The organism is Bacillus sp. GB_SG_008, from assembly GCF_052038115.1.
In the GTDB taxonomy this organism is placed as follows: Bacteria; Bacillota; Bacilli; order Bacillales; family Bacillaceae_G; genus Bacillus_A; species Bacillus_A rhizoplanae.
Genome location: NZ_JBPZSK010000004.1, coordinates 35,922 through 57,699, shown reverse-complemented (window position 1 = coordinate 57,699; position 21,778 = coordinate 35,922). Strand labels below are relative to the sequence as shown.

The following is a 21,778-nucleotide window of genomic DNA, read 5'->3' as shown; positions in this document are numbered from 1 at the left end:
TAAGAGCTGAAAAGCTGGAATAGGTTCGCATTTATGGAATGGAAGTATGAAAAACTGTAAAAATAATTCATTTTGTTAAGGATCATAGTACATAAAACTAATAGCTTCCGAACATACTAATAAAGTGTTTTGGAGGTGGGTGTTATGGATAAAAAAGACTTTCAAAAAATTTATAATGAATACTTACAACAAGGGGAAGACCAAGCTCAATTGGAAGTAGTTGAGGAAGTCGATTCAGGAGTAGAACAAATTGTTGCAGTTCGTAAAAATGATGAGGATGATATTATTGCTTTTAAAACAAGTAGTGGAAGAGAATTAGATTACATTACTGCTCTTGATGAAGCAAAATCAGGGAAGTTAGCTCATGTGGACGTATTTCATAAGTATGGCAGGGATATTATACGTAGTGAACCTGATGGTATTAAAGAAAATAACTTAGATAACTTACCTTCTTTTTAAACGGGTAAACCTCAAGAAGAGAATGTTAATTTGGATATTCTCTTCTTTACTTTACTAATTTACTGTAATCTTCGTAAACTTGCTGTAAGAAAACCATCAGTTATTCAATTATAGAGCGTTATTATTGAACAACATAAGTAAAAAATGATCAATCTTTTTTATAAAAACCAATCTTAAATCTACTAGAAAAGCATCCATTTTGATCAATCTTTTTTCAAAATGGATGCTTTTTGTTTACCATAGAAAGCGGATTTGTAAGAAGTTTTTAATCAAACTTTATTCCAAAGCTACATCTCAGTCTCATGTCCTATCTTTACAATATCTTTGCAAAACATTAATCCCATATTTAACTTCATCTGGTAATATTTTCATAGGAAACGTATATATTTCTTCTCACTCTATCTATTAGAAATACAGAAGAATACCCGCCAATCAGTCACAATGTTTCTACTAAATAACAAGGAGACTAGTGATGACATCGAAATTCACGGGAAATTCAAAAAAATTTGCAACTGTTTTAGTATCGGCAAGTATTTTCGGAAGTATATGGATGGCTCCGGTTGACAGTTCAACAAAAGTTCATGCCGCGGAGCAAACTCTCACACAGGAGAATTTCGACCAAATCGCCAACGGGTTACTGCCTGCCGGCTGGAAGCTTGTACAGGGAGATGCCAAGGTTGTAGACGGCAAGCTAGTATTATCTTCTCCTTCTTCTACCGCCCCTGCCAGAGTAGTGATTCCTTTAGGAGATCAATCAGGGAATTACGTTTTTGAAGCGGATATGACGTTTCAAAGCGCGGTGGAAGACAGCAGATGGGCTTCGTTGATGTATCGTATACAGCCCAATTCTTATCCGTATTATCAATCCGCTATGCGTAGAGGCACTACGGCGATGAACGGGCTGGAGTTCGCCATTCGGAATGAAAGCAATCAGTGGGTCGTGCCGGAAACGAATTTTTACCCGGAAAATATGGCTCTCAATAAGACATATCATATCAAAGTGATTGCAAGTGGCAATCGTGTTCAGCAGTTCATCGATGGGCAGCTTGTGATTGATACGGATCAAGCTGGGAAATGGGCAAACGGGGATGTTGGCTTTCAAGCGAATGGTACGACGGTTCAATTTGATAATGTAAAGGTGAATGAATATCCGAATGCACTTCCTCCTTTAGCGAAAACGAACGCTTTTCTTCCGAAAGAAGCGAAAACGAATATCGTGAATCCCCCTACGATCATTTCGCAATCTGTTGCACAAGAAGGTGCATCTTCGGTTCTCCTGCAGGCAAAGCGGAACGTGCAGGGGCAATGGGTTGTTGACGGAGCTCCTATTGAAAAAGCTCTAGAAAACATAAAAGGCAAATTCATTCCGGTTGTTCAGGTGGAAGAACATGCGGATATTGAAGGTCTCGCAAATATCATGAAAGAAACACAGACGCAGGATTTTCAGATTTTATCCAGCAATCCCGCCATCGTGAAAGAAATGCGCGGCTTCATTAAAACAGCTCGCGGTGCCCTTCGTTACACCAAGTCATCCTTCAATAAGGATGATATGGCCGCTTTCGTGCGTGACATTCATGAAAGCGATGCGATGGTTGCGGTAATGCCGCAAAAAAATCTGAGCCCTGATGCGGTCCATTATTTACATAGCCGCGCAATTTCCGTTTGGGGAAGCGGAGCAGAGGATGTGCAAGCCGCCCATACGCTCATTCATCTTGGAGTGGACGGCATTGTGACAGGGAAACCTGAAGCCTCCATTGAAGCGTTGGGACAATATCCAGAAAATACACTTGTGCAGCGCCCGGTCGTGGCGGCACATCGTGGCGTACCTTCCCTTGCGCCTGAAAATACGATGGCTTCCTATCGAAAAGCTTATGAATTAGGTGCGGATATGATTGAGACGGACGTGCAGATGACGAAGGACGGAAAGTTGGTAATTATGCATGACTATAATGTGGATCGAACAACGAACGGCACGGGCTATGTAAAGGATTTAACGCTTGAACAGATTCGCACATTGGATGCCGGTATCAAATTCAGTCCCGAATTCCAAGGTGAAAAGGTACCTACCTTTGAAGAGTTTTTGAATGGTTTTAAGGGGAAAGATGTGGTTCTGCTTGTCGAGCTTAAGGCGAGCGGCATCGAGAAGCAAGTGATGCAGGAAATTGAGCAAGCTGGAATGATTGATAACGTAGTGATTCAAAGCTTTGATGCCAACCATATCAGAAACGTTCGCAGTCTCAACCGTGAAGTCGGAACCGGCTATCTTTACTCCGCTGGCCCTCCTTCCACACTAGACAGTAAGCTGAAGAAGGCTCAGCAGATGATGCAGTACGGCGCCAGCATGAACGCGACATTGAATGCAAGCTACGGTAGCCTGTATCCGGAATTTATCCAATATATGCGTCAGCGCGGATTTCTGAATATGCATTGGACGTTCAGGGACGAGAATCCGTTTGGAGAAGCCTTGCAGGCCGGCGTTGTCGGACCGATCACGGACTATATGCAGTGGCTGACGGATGCGCCGATTCGTTTGGAAATCCCGAATAAAAAAGTAAACCTGAAAGTAGGAAAAACAGCGACTATACACATAAAGTCCAAAGTAAATTATCGCGAGGACAAAAGAGAGAATATTCCTACTACTATCTTTGTGAACAGCGGAGAAGACAAAGTGAAAATTGAAGGCAGTACCATTCAAGCATTGAAGCCCGGAACAGTGAATGTATTTGCGATGCATACTTTCCAAATGCTTGGGAAGGAATGGCATATTGTAGCTGAGCCGATTGAAGTAACTGTTACAGAATGAAAAGTATAGATAACTGCCCCTCTTTCAAACGGAGGGGCAGTTTAGTAGCAGAGGGACTTCACTATAATTTCATCGAATGTATTAGATAAAGTGAAGGGCATTATTGTAATTTACTTTAGGGAGAGAAAATAATTGAACCTAGGTAATCCAATAGCTATAGGGAATACAGCAAAGATATATCTTTGTGATAATAAAATTGTGAAAGTGTTTAAAAAACATTTTCCAAATACAGAATCTTTATACGAAGCAAAGAAACAAGAATACGCTTATTCATGTGGGCTTCACGTCCCAAAGGTACTAGAAGTCACAGAAATAAAGAGTAGACAAGCGATTATAATGGAATATGTAAAAGGGAAAACAGTAGGTGATCTCTTAATTAATAATATGGAACTAGCTGAGCATTACATAAGTGTTTGCGTCAACGTACAACAAAAGATACATGCTGTTGTTGTTGATTCAGATTTACTTGAACCGATGTCAGAAAAACTACATCGCCAGATTGAATCCGTACAGAATCTAGATGAGAAACAAAAGGATAAATTATTAAGAAAATTGGATTCAATGGTATTTGAACCCATACTATGTCATTGTTGAATATGAACAATCTCTCTTTTACTAACGGGGCATGTTTGTTGAAGAAGAATTGACACAAGAAGGTCGTTAATGAAGGCGATCTTTTTTATTTTGTCAATTTTTTAGAATAAGGGATTTCCAATTGGAGTATTATGTTAAAATCAAATCAAGCAGAGCAGTTTTTAGGGTATTGATGGTGAGGGTAATGGGGGAAATGATTATCTTCGTGAAAAGTCCTATGATTCACTAAAACTAAAACAGTTTAAATTATAATTCTTAAGGGGTGTTTATTTATAGTTATAAATAGAAATAAGTTATACTTTATTTGAAGATAAATAAAAACCATAAGCCTTACTTAAAGAACTATAAGGGGTAGCGTCAGGAAAATGCGGATTTACAACGTTAAGGAAATTATAATATTAAAAAGTCCAATTTCTCAGTATTAAAATTGAGAAATTGGACTTTTTTCGTTACTCCAAAAAAGTACCCTATAGTTTAAGTGATAGCATTCACAAATTTATATAAAAAAGCCGATCTCCACATTTGGAAAGTCGGCCATATTAATGTATTGAGTGGAGTTGGATCGGTAACTATCATTTTTAAGTATGCACCACCGATAAAGTTGGCTTCAACTTTTTGTCCCAATGGAAAGATTGTGAGACACCGCTCTAGTATCCACTGGAGCGGTGCTACTAATTAAATCTGGACGTATTCAGAAATTACAGTATTTCGATATATCCTTCTGTTCCATGCACGCGAATTCGTTGCCCATCTTTTATCAGTTTGGTAGCATTCTCCACTCCGACAACTGCTGGTAAGCCATATTCACGTGCGATAACTGCTCCATGGGTCATCAGTCCACCAACTTCGGTGACTAGGCCTTTTATGGATACAAATAATGGTGTCCAGCCAGGGTCTGTAAATGAGGTGACTAATATATCTCCATCTTTCAAATCAGCATCTTCTAGGCTTAAAATGACACGTGCTCTTCCCTCTATAACTCCGGAAGAAACTGGCAGACCTACAAACGCTTCGGCTGGGAGATTTTCTCGTTTGTACTCACCTGCAATGATTTCACCATCAGACGTGATAACACGTGGGGGAGTAAGTTTTTCATATAATTTGTATTCGTCTTTTCGTTTGCTGATGATCCGGTAATCTAGTTTATTTGTGCGTACAACTTCGTGAAGTTCTTCAAAAGTGAGATAGTATATATCTTCATTTTCACGAATAACGCCCGCTTTTACGAGTTGTTCGGCTTCTTTTAGTAAAGCCTGCTTATAAATGAAGTAGCGATTAATCATGCCGTATTTTGGATATTCACGATAACCAATGAAATTCCGGATTAGGCTGATCATTCGTTTTGTCTCTTTGGCTTTTTGTTCACCATCCGGTAATTGCTTCAATCGATGTAATAACTCTTGTTCTTTTTTCAAAGCTTCCTGTAGCCCTTGCTCAAATTTCCGATGGCTAGCATTGGGCTCAAAGTTTTCGATGTTACCCAGAATCATGGGGACAAGTGTAATTGGTTTTTCACTCCATCTAGTTCTAGTAATATCGATTTCTCCGGCACATCGCATTCCGTATTCATTGAGAAAAGCATAGAAAGCGTCTCTAGCTTCCTGTCCACCATCAAACTTAACCAGTTCATCCAAAAAGTTATCATCTTTTACATGTTGTAAATAATCAATTACTTCTGGATAAGGACGAATTACATCTGCGACATCCAATAGTGCTAGACCCATTTCAGAAGTAATATTGTTTGGTACAGATTGAGAAAGCGTGTTTGCTGCGTTTTTTTCACCTAACCACTCGTTCATTTTTTCATTGACCCATGATGAAGCATTTATGGCAGCCATAAATACAGCTGAACTTTGTGGGTCAAATAAAATCTTCTTTAATTCCTGAATATCTTCTAGAATAAAATCAAATAAATCTGATCCTGATTTCATTTGGATGTTTTGTTTTAACTCTTCTATGGATGTTTGACTACGCTTAATCAAATCAGAAACGATTGATGGATTGCTTTCGATTTGTGCCAGCATATCTGTATTGCCTCTTCTGGGATTTGGTGCTTTATTATCATTTGGTAACGATTTTATAAAATCTCCTCGATCAATAATGTTCATAAGTGCGTCTTTCATGAGCGGATCGTGTTGTCCCATGGCATTTAATAAAATGTTTCTATTGATAGATGAAGCCAGTTGATGTGTGACATCAACAAACAACCTCCCACCAGCCTTACGCATAGGAGCAGGAGTCGTTAACAGGAAAAATGACAATCCTAGTGGTTTTATGGGATCGGTCATCATTTGTTGGTGACCGACAGATACATAAACGTGATTTTCTTGATTATTCGCTTCAGGGATGGGGAAAAGAGTCGTGATTGGACGACTCTGGACAATGTAAAATGTATCATCAGCCAAACACCATTCGATATCTTGTGGACAACCAAAATGAGCTTCGATCTGTCTTCCTATGCGTGCTAGTTGTAAAATTTGTTGTTCAGTAAGTGTTTGAGTCTTTTGCTGATTAGGATCGATCTGCTGTGTCTCTGTTCCGCCTTCTTTTAGTCCATAGATAGCCAATTTTTTGGTTGCTATCATCTTATCGACGATTTCCTCTTCCTGTACTTTATAACAATCGGCAGATACCAAGCCAGAGACCAGTGCTTCTCCAAGTCCAAAACTGGCATCAATTGATAGCAGCTTTCGGTTAGAAGTAATCGGATCAGCGGTAAATAAAATCCCTGAAGCCTGTGGGAAAACCATCTTTTGAATGATAACGGATAAATAAACTTGACTGTGGTCAAATCCATTTTGCATACGGTAGATTACAGCGCGATCCGTAAATAGGGAAGCCCAACATTTGCTGATATGCTGCATGATTGCTTCTTTGCCGATGATATTTAAATAGGTGTCTTGTTGACCAGCAAAAGAGGCATGTGGTAAATCTTCAGCAGTCGCACTAGAACGCACTGCATAAGCATGTTCATCACCAAGCTGGGAGAGATAGTGAGTAACTTCTTTCACAATATCGGAAGGAATCTCTACTTCCATAATGATTTGTCGAATCTTCCTGCTGATTTCACCAATTTGATCTCGATCTTCTACTTTTAGCGTTGTTAGTCGATCTAACAAAGCATGATACGTTTCGTTTTGTTCGATGGCTTTTTGATATCCCACTGTTGTGACACAAAATCCTTCTGGTACTTGTATTCCTTCAATTTTTGATAATTCCCCTAAATTTAACCCTTTTCCGCCAACGAGCAAAAGCTGTGTTTTTTCTATTTCCTGAAAACCGAGAACCAAAGAACTCATTCTACATCTCTCCTAACCATTAATGTTCTATTGATTTTAGCAGTAGTAAATGAGAATAAATAGTCTATATTGACCATTTTTTATATGTTATAATTAAATTAGGAAGAGTTCAAAAAATAGCTAAACCTTACCATACAGTAGTAAACTGATGCCTCGGTTCATCCACTCGAAAGTAGCTCATATGCCTTTTAGCCCACAATGAATATGGTTAAAATCAACTTTTTTCCATTTATTTTATCAAAATTAAATCACTACATCGAAGTCATTTGATTTAGGCAGAGAGGCTGCTTTTTTCATGAGTTGTTCCCATAATCGAACAGATTTTCTCCATTCCAATGCGGCCTGTCCCTTTTGATACATAGCATTCTCATAACTAAGAGTAAGTTGTTGCATATCAGTTGAGTTGTAAAGCGTATCTATACGAAGTGCGTACTCACGTAATGTTTGGCTTTCGTTGCGGGGAATACCTATTCTCGCAAATTGTTTTAAGAGTGCCTCGTAAGCCTTTGGATAAACAGCATTACCTTTTCGGTATTTATAGAGGAGAATCACGAAAAATGTAAGCCACTTCATTCTAGTAGTAAAGAGAATGTAGCTAATTATACTTATTGATATAATAGTGAGGAATAAGTACCACCAAGAAAAGTCTTTTTTAGAATTCGTCATCTTTTTGGTAGAGGATTCTTCGGTATTTTCTATTAGATTTTTGTGTTTCGCTTCATTATTTCGCTGTTGTATTTGTTCATTGTTAGGATTAATCACTTCACTATTTTGTGAACCGGAAGCCGGAGCGTCGTTTGTAAAGTTATACGGGTTGCTGAATCCTTTTGTTGGTTCGAATGGGACCCAGCCGTATCCTGGAAAATATACTTCCACCCAAGAGTGTGCATCATTATTCGTAATTTTATAGACGCTATCACCCTCTAAATCAACTATTGTATCGTCAAGAGTGCCTTCGGTATAACCCTTCACCCAACGCGCGGGAATACCAACAGAACGAAGTAATACAATCATGGACGTTGAAAAATTATTACAGTATCCGCTTTTCGTATCGAAAATGAATTGATCTACGTAATCTTGGTTTTTGCCAGGTACCACAACATGTTCTGTTTCATATACAAAGGAATTGTCTACGAAGTAACTTTCGATAGCTAATACTTTATCATATCGAGTGATTTTATCCTTTGTAAGATGTATTGCCAAGTCTTTTACTCGTTGTGGTAATGATTCGGGAAGTTGTGTATATTTTGCCATGAAATAAGGACTTGTCTCCATACTCTCATCCGTTTTTACAGCTTTCAATTTTTCTATGGAAAATTGAGGAATTTCATAAGTCACTTTATATTTGTTTAAAGAGGTAGAAGATCCTTCTTTCATTGTATAAATTTTTTCTGAAAACGGATCAACGCTGAATGATACATCTGAAACAGCTTCAACTGACACTAATCCTGCGGGATAAATAAGATGAGGATAACTTTTTTGCATGTTAACTGTTGCTACAGCTGTACTCGTTTTTATATTCGATTCATACCATTTCACTACGTTGTTTTTATTCTTAAAAGAATTTTTTTTGGGTGCTTCAGAAACTTCCCAGCCTTTTCCGGTATAAAAGTCTTTTGTTTCTACTCTCCAATATTGACTATTTTGCGTTTGTGCTGTGAAAACAATTGTATCATCTGGCTTAAAAGGGCCACCTAGTTGAGAGTCATCTACGCTATATCCGATTTTTGAAACTTCAGCTTTCTTACTTGTTGCAGCTGTATCGAATTTTAAAAAAGTAATAGGATTTGGCCATTGAGGGCCAAACTTTGGAGCAAAATATGCGATGGCTACGGATAATACAATACATATAGCAAGTGGTATATGTAATTTAGATATCAGTTTGGAATACTGTCGTAAGTGCTCATTCGCTTTTATCTGTTCGATATGAAGGAGACTAAGCATAAAAAAACCGATGACAACGGTGCGAATAATTGCATGATTTGCGTTGTATAAGTGTAAGTTATGAAAAGTCGTGATATAAATAATAGTCAATATAAGAAATAACAGTCCATGTTTTTGACGAATCATCCAATAAGAGATGAGAGAACATAAAAACCAGAGCAATAGAAAAAATAAACAGGTGCGAAAAACTGCAGAAAGACCTTGCCAATTTGCTTGAAAGAGAAGAGTGATATTTTGGAAAATATCAGAAAAGAATGATGTCATCCAAGATGGATTAATAAAAGTACCTTTATAATATAGGGAATGAATAATGAATAAAATAACTGCAATTTTTACTGGAATTTGCCATCTTGTTTGTAAAAAGGAGAGAGAGAAGCAAATTCCTATAAATGCTGCAAAAATATCTAATCTCTCCATACTCGTAACACCTATAAGTGGTCTTAACCACTCTAGTAAAATAAGAAACCCACATAAATACATGAGGAATCTACTTATATCCCATTGTTTTTTTGTATGTAGTGTCATCATTTGTTCACCTCAATCAAAAAACACATTTGTATAACGATTATCATAAGCCGCTTTTACAAATATTTTTCGTTTTTGCAGTGCTTCTAATATACTTAGTTCACGATTTGAGAATTGGTTCGCTTTTTCTTTCACGACAAACACTATCAGCCTTCTATTTTTTAATGCCAAACCTTCAGCTGTTTTTAAAATGTCGGGAGAAAGATCACTTGTCACGAGTATAACTGTTACTGGTTGATACATTTTTCTTAATTCCATTTCTACAGTTTGAGAGAGCGGGAATATACTGTCTGCTTGCACCTTTGCTAAATGACGAAAGATTTGTTGCAGCTGCGTATCTCCGTTGTGCAAAGGGAAAACAGTCTGTTCTTTTCCGACAGATACGAATGATGCTGGTGAATTCTGTTTTAAGATAGCTCTGACGAGAGAGGCTGTAAACGTAACAATCGACTCGAATAGGGGAGATGGAGTTCTATCCATAAAAATCATGACATCTTGACTCCGCTGTTGTTCAAATTCTTTCGTCATAATATTATTTTTTCGAGCGGTTGCTTTCCAATCGATCCATGAAAAGCGATCACCAGGTTTATACTGTCGGACACCAACTGAGACTGTAGAATCTTTTGTTAAATTTATGTTTGCTGAGAGCGCTCCTTGTTCGAAATGATTTTCCAATTGTTTATAATTTATATTCATATATTGAGGATAGATTAAAAATGTATTAGGAACTGAAAACATGATATCTTTTTCAATAATACCGAATATATCGCCGGTTTTTACACGTACATTTGAAAAAGTGTGTTCTCCTCTCGGGATTGTGTTAATTGCATATTGATACGAAATCTTTCGTTTGAATCCTGGAAATAGTATTACTTTGGCAGCCTTTGCTTGTTTATAATTTTTAAATTGTGGAGGAAGTTCATCTTCTATAATTAAATAAAGTAAGGGAAAAGGGATTTTTCTTTCTATTATAATAGTGCTTCGAAATTGTTCTCCGGCTATGTATTCCTTTTGATTTGTTGTGCGTTTTACTTCAGCATCCCGCAAAGCGTAAAAGGGAAGCAGCATTGAATAGAAGCCAAAAGGGAGAGTGCTATAAAATAAAAACCAACTTACAAATCCTCCGTGTATCATGGCATATAAAAATGTTAAGACAAGGAATAAAGGAATTATCAATAACTTTCCAATGTTATAAACTGCTCGTAGTAGCTTTTTCATCAAGGATTTATCGTCCTTTGAGTCGGCACTGAAGTTCGTGCGACAATTTTTGCGATGACTTTTTCTCCTGTTATTCCTTCAAATTTTGCTTCCATTTTTAGAATGAGTCTATGAGCTAAAACATACGGGGCCAAAAATTTAACATCATCCGGAATAACATAATTCCTGTTGTGGATGAACGCATAAGCCTGTGAAGCCTTCATTAAAGCGATAGAACCTCGGGGACTTGCTCCTAACTGTATAGAACTATAATAACGAGTTTGATTGACGAGTTTTACGATGTAATGCTTGATTGCCTTTTCTATATATATTTCTTGTGCGCTTTGCTTTAATTTCAGCAATTCTTCTATTGTAATAATAGCCTGTAAATGGGAGAGTGGATTTGTTTTTTCCATACGGTTTAAAATTTCAAATTCTTCTTCTGCTGTAGGATAACCCATTTTTAGTTTTAATAAGAAACGGTCAAGCTGAGCTTCCGGTAAAGGGTATGTTCCTTCGTATTCAACTGGGTTTTGTGTGGCCATTACAAAAAATGGATTTGGTAGAGGTCTAGTTATACCATCTATTGTAATATTGCCTTCCTCCATACTTTCCAGTAAGGCGGATTGTGTCTTCGGTGATGTACGGTTAATTTCATCAGCAAGTACGAAATTCCCCATAATTGGTCCTGGTTTGAACTCAAATTGTAGCTCTTTCGGATTATAAATAGAAACACCTGTTACATCTGACGGTAGTAAATCAGGTGTAAATTGAATTCGTTTGTAATCGGCATCGATTGATTTAGCAAGGGTGCGTACCAGCATTGTTTTTCCGACACCTGGAACATCTTCTAATAGCACATGACCTTCAGCTAAAAGAGCTGTCAAGGTAAGAATGGTTTCTTTTCGTTTTCCGACCATCACTTTTTCGATATTGTTGATTATCTTTTCAACAATTGGATGTAACGAATCAAGGTGTGTCATCGTATGCCTCCTAATTTTATGATCTATGTAAATAAGAATTGAATCTTTGGATATGTTACAGTGGAATTAATCTAAGAGGTGATTGTCCCTTTTAATTACTTTATAACTTCTATACCTGCTAGGAAAATCCTACTCTACATTTTTAAAATATTTTGTGTTGTTTCTAGGTGATATGCACATGAAGTATGGTTCAATACGAAAAGGCTGTATAGTGAATAAATAAACACTATATAGCCTTTTCAATTTGATTAACTTGCAATCTGATTGTTAGAATTATTCGATTTTTCTGCTTGTAAAAAGAGCTTTGTTTCTGTAACAACAATCCCGCTTAATCCAATAAGACCAATTAAATTTGGGATTGCCATTAGTCCGTTTGCAATATCAGAAAACGTCCAAACAAGTCCTAGTTTTAAATTTGCTCCAAATGCGACCATACCAACAAAAATGAAACGGTAGTATCGAACAGCATTACGGCCGAATAAATACTCCACACATTTTTCACCATAATATGACCAGCCTAACATCGTTGAGTAAGCAAATAAAATAATTGCAATGCCAAGAATCATACTTCCGGCGTTTCCAAATACAGTTTGGAATGCAAATGTCGTCGCTTCAACACCTGTTTTACCAGAATTCCAAGCGCCTGTTGTAATAAGTACTAGACCAGTAATCGTACATACGACAAATGTATCAAGGAACGTACCAGTCATAGATACGAGTGCTTGTTTAGCGGGGGAATCCGTTTTCGCAGCAGCAGCTGCAATTGGTGCGCTTCCAAGTCCCGCTTCGTTTGCAAATACACCTCGTGCCATCCCAATTTGAATAGCTGAAGCAACAGTTGCTCCGGCAAAACCGCCAGCAGCTGCAGTGCCGTTAAAAGCACCTGAAAAGATGAGCTGAAATGCTTCTGGAATTTGATCTATATGATAAAAAATAATTATAAGTCCAGCAAGTATATAAAAGAAAGCTTTAATCGGAACAAAGTAACCAGTTACTTTTCCTATTTTTTTGACTCCGCCTAAAATGACTATTGCGATGAAAAGCGCCATTAGAATTCCAGTCACAATAGGTGATACGGAAAAATTAATTTTCATGGCCTGAGCAACAGAGTTGGATTGCACCATATTTCCGATTCCAAATGAAGCTGTTGTTCCGAAAATAGCAAATAATATAGCTAGCCATTTCTTTCCTAGTCCACGTTCTAAGTAATACATGGGGCCACCAGAGTATTCACCGTTAGCTCCATGAATGCGATACTTTACCGCAAGAATCGCTTCCGAATATTTTGTTGCCATTCCAAACAAGGCGGTAATCCACATCCAAAATATTGCGCCAGGTCCCCCAATAGACACTGCTGTTGCAACGCCGGCGATATTCCCCATACCGATTGTGGCTGACATAGCAGTCATCAATGCTTGGAAATGGCTAATGTCTCCTTTAGAAGATTTGTCCTCTGATTTTCCGAATGCTAGCTTATGTGCATATAATAGTTTAACAAATTGTAAGCCTCGTAGGCGTACTGTAAGGAGGATTCCTGTTCCAACAAGCAGTAACAGTGTAGGTAGCCCCCATACGTAATGATTGATTACTTCTAAAACTTGATTTACTGTTTCCATCTTTATTCTCCTTTACAAAAAATAAAAAACCATTTCATATAAACGAAATGGTCTCTGGAGATACAAGGAATAGAAAAATAAACCGATTCGGGAATCGGTATTTTCTGTTGCTTGTCTCTGTCCTTTTACCTGAGAGATTATCCGCTGTAATAGCAGATTTGCTCCTTCGGTGCTCTGTTTCCTCCTTTTTGCTATGCAATAGGAGGGAGTCTCTCCAGAGATTCGTCCCCATACAGTTCTACTTGAATACAAGACCTGAGAGTTTCAAAGCTGTCCGACCAGCTTTTTGCCCCATCGGTAGATCAAAAGATCTTCTCCTGTATGGTTCATCCGAATGCTATGAAATTAATATGAGTTATTATAATCATGATTTATATTTTAAGTCAAGAATTAAAAATATATAGATTCATAATTAATATTTATATATCAATGATTTTTAACTGCTTATTTAGGCTGAAAAAGGCTTGTCTTTCGTAATTCATATATCATTTTAGTAAGCACATCATTATAATTTTTCTGCGTTAATTCATAAATTTTCATTTCACTATTAGCCTTTATTTCATCTATTTTAGGATGAGAATCATAGTATATTGTTCCTAACACAGTTTGAGGACCTTGCATAAATTGATTAATAGTAGATAGAAATTTTGGAGATGCGATTTGCATAGGTCCAATCTCATCTATCACTATAATCTTCTTTGCGTTATTTTGAATAGACTGAATAGCTATACTTTCAAATTCGGAAACATTTACGCCATATCTGCCAACTCTAATATCGCTTTTAGAATTAATATCTGCAATCACTGATTCTTCTCCGTCAAGGGAGATAATTTTAAAACCAGTTCTATTAGAGTTCTCTACGATTTCTTCGGTATAAAACCCTCCAAAATTTTCTATTCCAAGTGCATTTATTATTTTCTTTAAAACCGTAGTTTTACCTACTCTCGGCTTGCCAGTTAGAAAAAAATGATTTCCCATAAAGAAATACATCCTCCTGTGTCGTAAGAGTAACTACTTGTTGAATTAGAAATGTTTCATTTCACTATTTTGTATATGAGGACACTTAGCAAGTAAAGTTTGTATGAACAATTCTTCGTTTTCTGGTGATAGTTTGACGCTGCCAAATATGGCATTTGGATAGTGAATTTCTACACCGTGAAATGCAGCCGCTGGGCGAAATCCCATAAGCATATCATCAGTTGGATGAACTCCTGTAATATTTTCATAGGGAACGTTGCACCAAAAAGGACCGCATCTTGCATATAAACTCTTTTCTCGCAATTCATAGCGAATCCCGAAAATGATCCATAACATAAATAAATCAAATATAAAGAGGATGCTCGAAATGATGAACCAATCCACAGAGGTTAATGATTTATCTAGCCAAAGCGGAAGAGAAAGGAGTACATTACATAATAAGGTAGCTCCAATTATCATATACCAATATCCTCGATCTCGTCGTACTTTCCATCTCATTTCATCAACTTCTCCTTTATTTGATATACTTTTTTTAGAAATGATGACTTTGGGGGTTACATACAAATATTACCACATTTTCATGTGTATAATTAAGAATATGTTACATTAAGGGCTAAATATTGAAAAAAGGTAGTTTATGTAGAAATTAGATGGCAGAATGAAGAGGAAAGATGTTCGTTTTTTGAAATTGAATGTAATTAAAACTAAGCAAAGGAGACATTTATGAAACCACTACAAGGAAAAGTTGCAGTAGTAGCTGGTGCAACACGCGGTGCTGGAAGAGGCATTGCGATGATGCTTGGTGAAGCCGGTGCTACTGTATATGTGACAGGAAGAAGTACAAAAGGAAATTTATCATCCATGGGAAGAACGGAGACAATTGAAGAAACGGCTGAACTTGTAACGAAACAAGGTGGAAAAGGAATTGCAGTTCGCGTCGATCATACGGTGAAAGAAGATGTTGCAGCTTTATTTGCGAAGATTGAAAAAGAACAGAATGGACAGTTAGATATTTTAGTGAATGATGTATGGGGAGGCGATCCGCTGACAGAATGGAATGTACCATTTTGGGAGCATAATTTAGATAATGGAATCCAAATACAAACAACTGCTGTACATTCTCATATGATAACAAGTCACTACGGTGTCCCGCTTATGGTGAAAAATAAGAAAGGGCTTGTTATTGAAATTACAGATGGTGTTGATTATGAGTATCGAGGGAATTTGTATTATAGTCTCGCTAAAATTTCGACAATTCATTTAGCACAAGCAATGGCAAGAGACTTAGCTCCCTACAACATAACATCTGTTGCAGTCAGTCCAGGATTTTTACGTTCTGAAGCTATGTTAGATATATTCGGTGTCACAGAAGAAAATTGGCAAGAAGGAGCAAAAAAAGATCCGCACTTCATTGCATCAGAAACACCATTTTTTATTGGAAGAGCAATTGCTGCTTTAGCGAGTGATCCTAATGTACATAAGAAAACAGGTAAAGCGCTTAGTTCATGGGAATTAGCAAGAGAATATGGATTTAAAGATATAGATGGAAGACAGCCTGATTGGGGAAAATATTTTGAGGAACATGTAAAACATACTTTATAAAGAATTTCCATTGATTTAGGAAAGAATAGATAAAACTCGTAATCATACGGGTTTTTTATTTATTTCAATCGGCTTCAATATTCAAATGATTGCTAAAAGGTTAATTAACATTGACATGCAACCATAAGGTGTTATATTCTATGGAAGTGAAACCAAAAGGTTTTATTTTGAATTTAGGAAAGAAGGTAAAGTAATATGAATACATTACAAGACATTAAGCAAACTATTGTGCTAGAAGCACCTATTCAAAAAGTATGGGATACAGTATCAACTGCAGAAGGTATTGCATTATGGTTTATGCCAAATGATTTTCAGCCAGAAGTAGGATATGAATTTCATATTCAATCACCTTTTGGTCCATCTCCATGTAAAGTATTAGAAATAGATGCGCCTCATCACCTTTCGTTTGCGTGGGATACAGACGGTTGGATTGTTTCCTTTATTTTGAAAGATTTAGGAGATAAGACAGAATTTACACTCATTCATGGCGGTTGGAAAGACCCTGACTTTATTCTTCCGAAAGCGAATGAGAAAAGTGCTATTATTCGCGAGAGAATGGCATATGGTTGGACTGGCATTGTTAATGAAAAACTTAAAAAGGTTATTGAAGGCTAAATGTCTCCATCAGCAGAAACTTATGATGTATTCCAAGCAATTGCTGATCCAACTCGTAGAGAGGTACTTCGGTTACTGGCAGAAAAAGAATTGCCTATTTCAGAAATAACATCTCATTTTCCGATTAGTCGTACAGCTGTTACAAAACATCTTCACATTCTTTCAGAAGCAAAGCTAGTTAGTGGAAAGAAGGTAGGGAGAGAAAAAATTTATCAGCTGCAGCCAGAACCTTTACAAGAATTAAAGCAGTGGCTTTCATTTTACGAACAATTTTGGAATAATAAATTATCTATTTTGAAACATGTGGTTGAAAATGGAGAGAACAGTGGATTAAAAATTGTTGAAACAAAATTGGATAAACAAGAGGAATAAGAGAGTTTCCTTCTAAATGAAAAAGAGTATGTTTGGAACAATTTGTTTTAAACATACTCTTTTATATTTCATAAACAGGATTAAGATTAATTTGAAAATGGTAATACTGTGTGTAAATTGCTGTAAAAGGAATGGACTGTATGAATATTGTTTTTGAAAGCATCATACTAATCGTTACAGGCATCCTCGGTTTAAAGTTAACGGGGAGTAAAACTCTTAGTCAAATGACGAGAGCTGAAATTATTATCGTTGTATCTATTGGGCGAATTATTGTAGAACCAGTGTTAAATAAGAAAATAGGACCAACTATACTCGCTACATGTATATTTTCTGGGATTTTACTTATAATTCATTATTTAGAAATGAAATCACGAAAGGTGGAACAATTTCTAAATGGTGATAATATCGTTCTTATTAAAGATGGAGAGCTTTTAAAGAACAATTTAAAACGTGCCAAAATGACAGAACAGCAATTATTTATGCATCTAAGAGTACAGGGAATTCATGACATTCAAACATTACAGCAAGTAACTGCAGAGCCAAATGGTCGTATCGGATATCAATTAACTGCTCAAACTCAACCGGTTACTCGTGAAGTGCTAGAAAAGGTACTGCGTCAATACATTTCTAAAGAATAAGGAATATAATTATGCCTATTTTTGAAAATCGAAAATTATCTCACGTAGTTTTTGTAGTCCGACAATTAAATCTTGATCATTTAGCATAGAATAGCTGATACGCATATACTCGTGTTTTGACTCGTGAACAAAGCAAGCTGTTCCTGGTAAAAAAGAAACGTCAACTTCATTTGCTTTTTTAAGTAATGCAAATGAATCCATTGAGTCCGGAAGGGAAATCCATAAGTTAAAGCCACCTTGTGGTATTTGAAAATGAAGTATATCTGTTAAGGGTGCAAGTGTTTCTATCGTAGCATCCCGACGCATTTGTAAGGCAGTTCGTAGTTTTTCTAAATGATTCTTCATTCTTTCTGTCCGCAAAAAAGGTAGAATGGCTTTTTGCGTTATTAGTGGACTACCTATATCCATTAATGCTTTCGCAGCATATAACCAATCAAATACAGGCCCTTCTGCGACTAATGCTGCAATACGAAGCCCTGGTGCTAACGTTTTACTGAATCCTTTTAAATAAATGACATGACCGTTCTTATCAAAATGTTTAATAGGAGCCGGAAGCTCAATATCATTAAAATAGATCTCACCAAAAGAGTCATCTTCAATAATAAAAAAATGATAAAACTCTGCTAGTTCTATAAGTTCTTTTCTTCTTCGTTCACTCATTAATATTCCAGTAGGATTATGAAAGGCAGGATTCACGTATAACAAAACTGGATTATTCTTTTGACACACCTCATCTAATAAATCAGAACGGATGCCTTGTTCATCAAGCTCAACAGGAATAACGTTGATTCCTTTGTTAACAAACACATCAATTGCAGCACCGTAGCACGGACTTTCTACTATTACTGTGTCCTCAGGCTTTAATAATGTTTGAGCAATTAAATCAATGCCTTGCTGGGCACCACTTGTAATTAATAAATGAGCAGGATCGGCTGTTAATCTTTGATAGTCTTTTAAATATTTGCTAATTTCCATGCGAAGTTCTTCATCACCTTGTACAGGTCCGTATGTGGCCAAAATCATTTTGTCTCTGTCTAGTATTTTTTGCATTTCGCCTGATAGAAACGGATTAGGTAAAAGACGTGGGTAGAGAATGGCCTGAGAAAAATCATAAAATTTTTTGTGGCGATTGATAATATATTGAGACCTTATCACATTAACAGCTTTCATATGTTGCCAGTCATAAGCAGCATGTATGTTTAGAGGAGTATTTCTTTTTCCCCTTATGTAAACCCCTTTTCCTGGTTGTATGTATACATAACCTTTTGTCTCAAGCTGTTTATATGCTTTCCGAACCGTCAATACACTTATTTTTAAATCATCTGCCATGATACGTAGAGAAGGAAGGGGGTCTCCATCTGCTAACATACCACCTTGAATACGCTGAACGATTTGCTCGTAGATTTGCTGGTAGAACGGTATATTAGATTCTTTTCGGAGTACAATTTTCATTATCTCACCTAATCTTCTTTTTATTTTCATTTAAACTGAAAAAAACTTTATAATCAATAGAAAATTCATACAACTGTTATATAGCTTGATGTACTGTTATACACTGTTTCCTCTATACTCATTTCAACAATGAAAGGGAGGAAGCATTATGGTTATTTTTAATTATCTTCTTATTTGTATTATTTTTGGGACGACATTTTTAACGATTAAAATCGGAATCACAGCAGGCGCACCACCACTTTTTTCAGCGGGGATTCGTTTCTTTTTTGCCGGTATAATCGTTATCATGTTTTTTATCGTGAAACGGAAACAAGTCATACCATACCTTTTAACAAAAAGAATTATATTTGCTGGCTTTTGTCTTACATTTATGACCTTTGCAACTTTATATTGGGCAGAGCAGTATATCTCATCGGGATTAGCAGCTGTTCTTTCCGCTACAGGTCCAATGATGATTTTATTGCTTCAAACGAAACGAACGAAAATGAAATTGAGAAGGGAACAACTTTTTGCCCTTGTACTGGCTCTTATAGGAGTAGTATGTATTTCTTTACCAGGGTTGCAGCAGCAATTTTCTTATATGTGGAGCATTGCTTGCCTTGTTATATTAGTAGGAGAATTTTTCTACGGAATGGGTACGATCCGTTCAAAGGAACTTTTATCAGATTTATCAAATGTCTCACCGTTTTTAATTAATGGCATTCAAATGTTGTATGGAGGTCTGTTACTAATTGTTTGTTCTCTCTTATTAGAACATCCGAATCTATCTGTCTTAACTTCATGGAACATTCAATGGCCGATTCTGTATTTAATATTTATAGGTTCAATAGGTGGGCATGGCCTATACTATTGGCTATTATCCAAAACCAACCCTGTATTTCCATCTACTTGGCTTTATGTTTCGCCATTAATTGCTGTTATAACAGGATATATATTTTTAGGTGAACCAATTAAACCAGAAATGGGAATTGGAGCTTGTTTCATTTTGATTGGTGTTTTTATGGCGAATCGATCCACACTTGAATTGTATTGGAGACAAGGGAAGCTATTGAAAAAAGAGATGTGATAATTCTTTTACCTAATCCGTGATTAAGTTGTGAATTAGCAGATTAATTTCAAAAGAAAGCCATTTTTATGAAAATAAAAAGCCTATCGTATAACGTTATGGATTTGATATCACATAACATTACGATAGGCCTTTATTGTATTTATCGTTAATTTACTTTCTTTATAAATCCTTTGTAGTGGCGTTTCACGAGCTGGCTTTCTAACGTTTTCATTGTTTCTAGTGCCACACCGACAATAATGAGTAAACTTGTTCCGCCGATTTGAGCAGAAGCGGGTAAATCAGAAACTTTTGTAAATATAATTGGTAAAATAGAAATGGTTCCTAAAAAAATTGCCCCAATAAAAGTTAAGCGATATAAGATTTTTGTTACGTATTGCTCTGTCATTTTCCCTGGTCGGATACCTGGAACATATCCATTTTGCTTTTTCAAGTTTTCAGCCATTTGTTCAGGATTTACTTGAATAAAGGCATAAAAGTATGTAAAAGCAATAATGAGGCCAATGTATAGAAACATTCCAACTGGATGTGTAAAATCCAAGTTTGTATTTATCCATTTGGACACTGCAGAGTTTGGAAATAGCTGTGCAATTGTCCGCGGCGTCATTAAAAATGCTGAAGCAAAGATAACTGGAATGACACCTGCGCTATTTACCTTAAGAGGTAAGTGTGTATTTTTTGCTCCTTGATACGGATTGTTCCCAGTAGAAGCTTTTGCATATTGAATAGGAATTTTCCGATTTGCTTGCTGAATATAGATTACACCAACGATGATTGCTAAAATGACTAAAATAATTAATACAATTTTTATAATATGCATAAAGAGCTGATCTCCAGCATTATGAATTTGTTGTAAGTATATTTGATTCATAATACTTGGAATTCCTGCCACAAGTCCTGCAAAAATAATAATTGAAATTCCGTTGCCTACTCCATTTGCAGTAATTTGTTCACCTAGCCACATTAAAAACGCAGTACCAGCAGTTAATACGGTAGCAATTAATAAGTAGGTTTTCCAACCTGGATCAGTTATTAATTGTCCACCTGCCATATTGTTAAAGCCAATAGACATTCCTATCGACTGAATGAATGCAAGAACAATTGTAAAGTAGCGGGTAAATTGAGCTGATTTTTTACGACCCATTTCACCTTGCTTTGCCCACTCTGCAAATTTAGGAACGACATCCATCTGTAATAACTGTACGATGATGGAAGCTGTAATATACGGTGTGATGCCAACTGCGAAAATTGAAAAGTTTTTTAAGGCACCTCCGCCAAATACATTGAGCATTCCTAAAATATTTGTTTGATCCTGTATTTTTAATACATCAGCATTAGTATGAGGAACTGGAATGAATGTGCCAATCCGAAAAACGATTAACATCGCTAAAGTAAAAAGGATTTTGTTTCTGATCTCAGCTACTCTCATAAAGTTTGAAATTGTACGAAACATTATGTCGCCTCCTATATTTTCACCAGTTATTTCAAGTAAAGAAAAACTGGTATTTATATCCTCACGTATAAACTGCAAACCTCCTTCCAAATAAAATTCATTATGACAAATGGATTTTCATACAGTTTATGGATATAAAATAAAGCGATGGTTGTATTTTCGTAACAACTCAATAACCATAA

The 21,778-nt window shown here is 36.5% G+C and carries 16 protein-coding genes, 1 pseudogene and 1 riboswitch; of the genes and pseudogenes, 8 read left to right on the top strand and 9 right to left on the bottom strand.

What is annotated here, in order from left to right; translation table 11 throughout:
- Positions 1-144: 144 nt before the first annotated feature.
- From ACTDJC_RS11790 to ACTDJC_RS11780, 3 genes and pseudogenes are all read left to right on the top strand, one after another.
- A complete protein-coding gene (locus ACTDJC_RS11790; protein ID WP_141525056.1) occupies positions 145-459 on the top strand; it encodes a DUF3892 domain-containing protein in 315 nt (104 codons plus the stop codon).
- A gap of 472 nt (positions 460-931) precedes the next feature.
- Positions 932-3,262, top strand: a complete 2,331-nt coding sequence (locus ACTDJC_RS11785; RefSeq protein ID WP_098309821.1) for a glycerophosphodiester phosphodiesterase family protein — start codon at positions 932-934, stop codon at positions 3,260-3,262.
- 132 nt (positions 3,263-3,394) lie between these two features.
- Positions 3,395-3,850, top strand: a pseudogene (locus tag ACTDJC_RS11780) (aminoglycoside phosphotransferase family protein); the annotation flags it as partial.
- A 704-nt stretch (positions 3,851-4,554) separates the two neighbouring features.
- Here the strand turns inward: ACTDJC_RS11780 and ppsA are convergent.
- The 7 genes from ppsA to ACTDJC_RS11745 all read right to left on the bottom strand — a co-directional run bounded on the left by ppsA (position 4,555) and on the right by ACTDJC_RS11745 (position 14,896).
- Positions 4,555-7,155, bottom strand: coding sequence for a phosphoenolpyruvate synthase (ppsA, locus tag ACTDJC_RS11775; RefSeq protein ID WP_440603509.1), 2,601 nt, complete (start codon positions 7,153-7,155; stop codon positions 4,555-4,557).
- A gap of 243 nt (positions 7,156-7,398) precedes the next feature.
- Entirely contained in the window at positions 7,399-9,627 is a 2,229-nt protein-coding gene (locus ACTDJC_RS11770) for a transglutaminase TgpA family protein (protein WP_440603508.1), read from the bottom strand.
- A 9-nt stretch (positions 9,628-9,636) separates the two neighbouring features.
- Positions 9,637-10,842, bottom strand: coding sequence for a DUF58 domain-containing protein (locus ACTDJC_RS11765; protein ID WP_440603507.1), 1,206 nt, complete (start codon positions 10,840-10,842; stop codon positions 9,637-9,639).
- A complete protein-coding gene (locus ACTDJC_RS11760; protein WP_098309817.1) occupies positions 10,842-11,804 on the bottom strand; it encodes an AAA family ATPase in 963 nt (320 codons plus the stop codon). The genes ACTDJC_RS11765 and ACTDJC_RS11760 overlap by 1 nt, the downstream gene beginning before the upstream one ends.
- Positions 11,805-12,052: 248 nt before the next feature.
- Positions 12,053-13,420, bottom strand: a complete 1,368-nt coding sequence (locus tag ACTDJC_RS11755) for an alanine/glycine:cation symporter family protein (RefSeq protein ID WP_440603506.1) — start codon at positions 13,418-13,420, stop codon at positions 12,053-12,055.
- A 107-nt stretch (positions 13,421-13,527) separates the two neighbouring features.
- Positions 13,528-13,648, bottom strand: a riboswitch (glycine riboswitch).
- 216 nt (positions 13,649-13,864) lie between these two features.
- A complete protein-coding gene (locus tag ACTDJC_RS11750; RefSeq protein WP_176524639.1) occupies positions 13,865-14,398 on the bottom strand; it encodes a nucleoside-triphosphatase in 534 nt (177 codons plus the stop codon).
- A 45-nt stretch (positions 14,399-14,443) separates the two neighbouring features.
- Complete coding sequence (locus ACTDJC_RS11745) at positions 14,444-14,896, bottom strand: PH domain-containing protein (protein ID WP_429715474.1); 453 nt, start codon at positions 14,894-14,896, stop codon at positions 14,444-14,446.
- Between the two features lie 225 nt (positions 14,897-15,121).
- On the opposite strand from ACTDJC_RS11745, the gene ACTDJC_RS11740 reads away from it, so the two are divergent.
- From ACTDJC_RS11740 to ACTDJC_RS11725, 4 genes are all read left to right on the top strand, one after another.
- The gene (locus tag ACTDJC_RS11740; RefSeq protein ID WP_440603505.1) at positions 15,122-16,000 is read left to right on the top strand and encodes an SDR family oxidoreductase; all 879 of its coding nucleotides are present in this window, start codon (positions 15,122-15,124) and stop codon (positions 15,998-16,000) included.
- Positions 16,001-16,195: 195 nt separating this feature from the next.
- On the top strand, positions 16,196-16,615 hold the full coding sequence (locus ACTDJC_RS11735; protein WP_098309812.1) for an SRPBCC family protein: 420 nt from the start codon (positions 16,196-16,198) through the stop codon (positions 16,613-16,615).
- Complete coding sequence (locus ACTDJC_RS11730; RefSeq protein WP_098309811.1) at positions 16,616-16,987, top strand: ArsR/SmtB family transcription factor; 372 nt, start codon at positions 16,616-16,618, stop codon at positions 16,985-16,987.
- 140 nt (positions 16,988-17,127) lie between these two features.
- Positions 17,128-17,625, top strand: coding sequence for a DUF421 domain-containing protein (locus ACTDJC_RS11725; protein ID WP_253629546.1), 498 nt, complete (start codon positions 17,128-17,130; stop codon positions 17,623-17,625).
- Between the two features lie 15 nt (positions 17,626-17,640).
- Here ACTDJC_RS11725 and pdxR read toward each other — a convergent pair whose 3' ends face one another.
- Positions 17,641-19,077, bottom strand: coding sequence for a MocR-like pyridoxine biosynthesis transcription factor PdxR (pdxR, locus tag ACTDJC_RS11720; RefSeq protein ID WP_440603504.1), 1,437 nt, complete (start codon positions 19,075-19,077; stop codon positions 17,641-17,643).
- A 148-nt stretch (positions 19,078-19,225) separates the two neighbouring features.
- On the opposite strand from pdxR, the gene ACTDJC_RS11715 reads away from it, so the two are divergent.
- A complete protein-coding gene (locus ACTDJC_RS11715) occupies positions 19,226-20,143 on the top strand; it encodes a DMT family transporter (protein ID WP_440603503.1) in 918 nt (305 codons plus the stop codon).
- A gap of 148 nt (positions 20,144-20,291) precedes the next feature.
- Here the strand turns inward: ACTDJC_RS11715 and secY are convergent, their stop codons facing one another.
- Positions 20,292-21,596 carry a preprotein translocase subunit SecY gene (secY, locus tag ACTDJC_RS11710; protein ID WP_440603502.1) on the bottom strand — a complete coding sequence of 435 codons (1,305 nt, stop codon included), beginning with the start codon at positions 21,594-21,596 and terminating at the stop codon, positions 20,292-20,294.
- Positions 21,597-21,778: the final 182 nt, after the last annotated feature.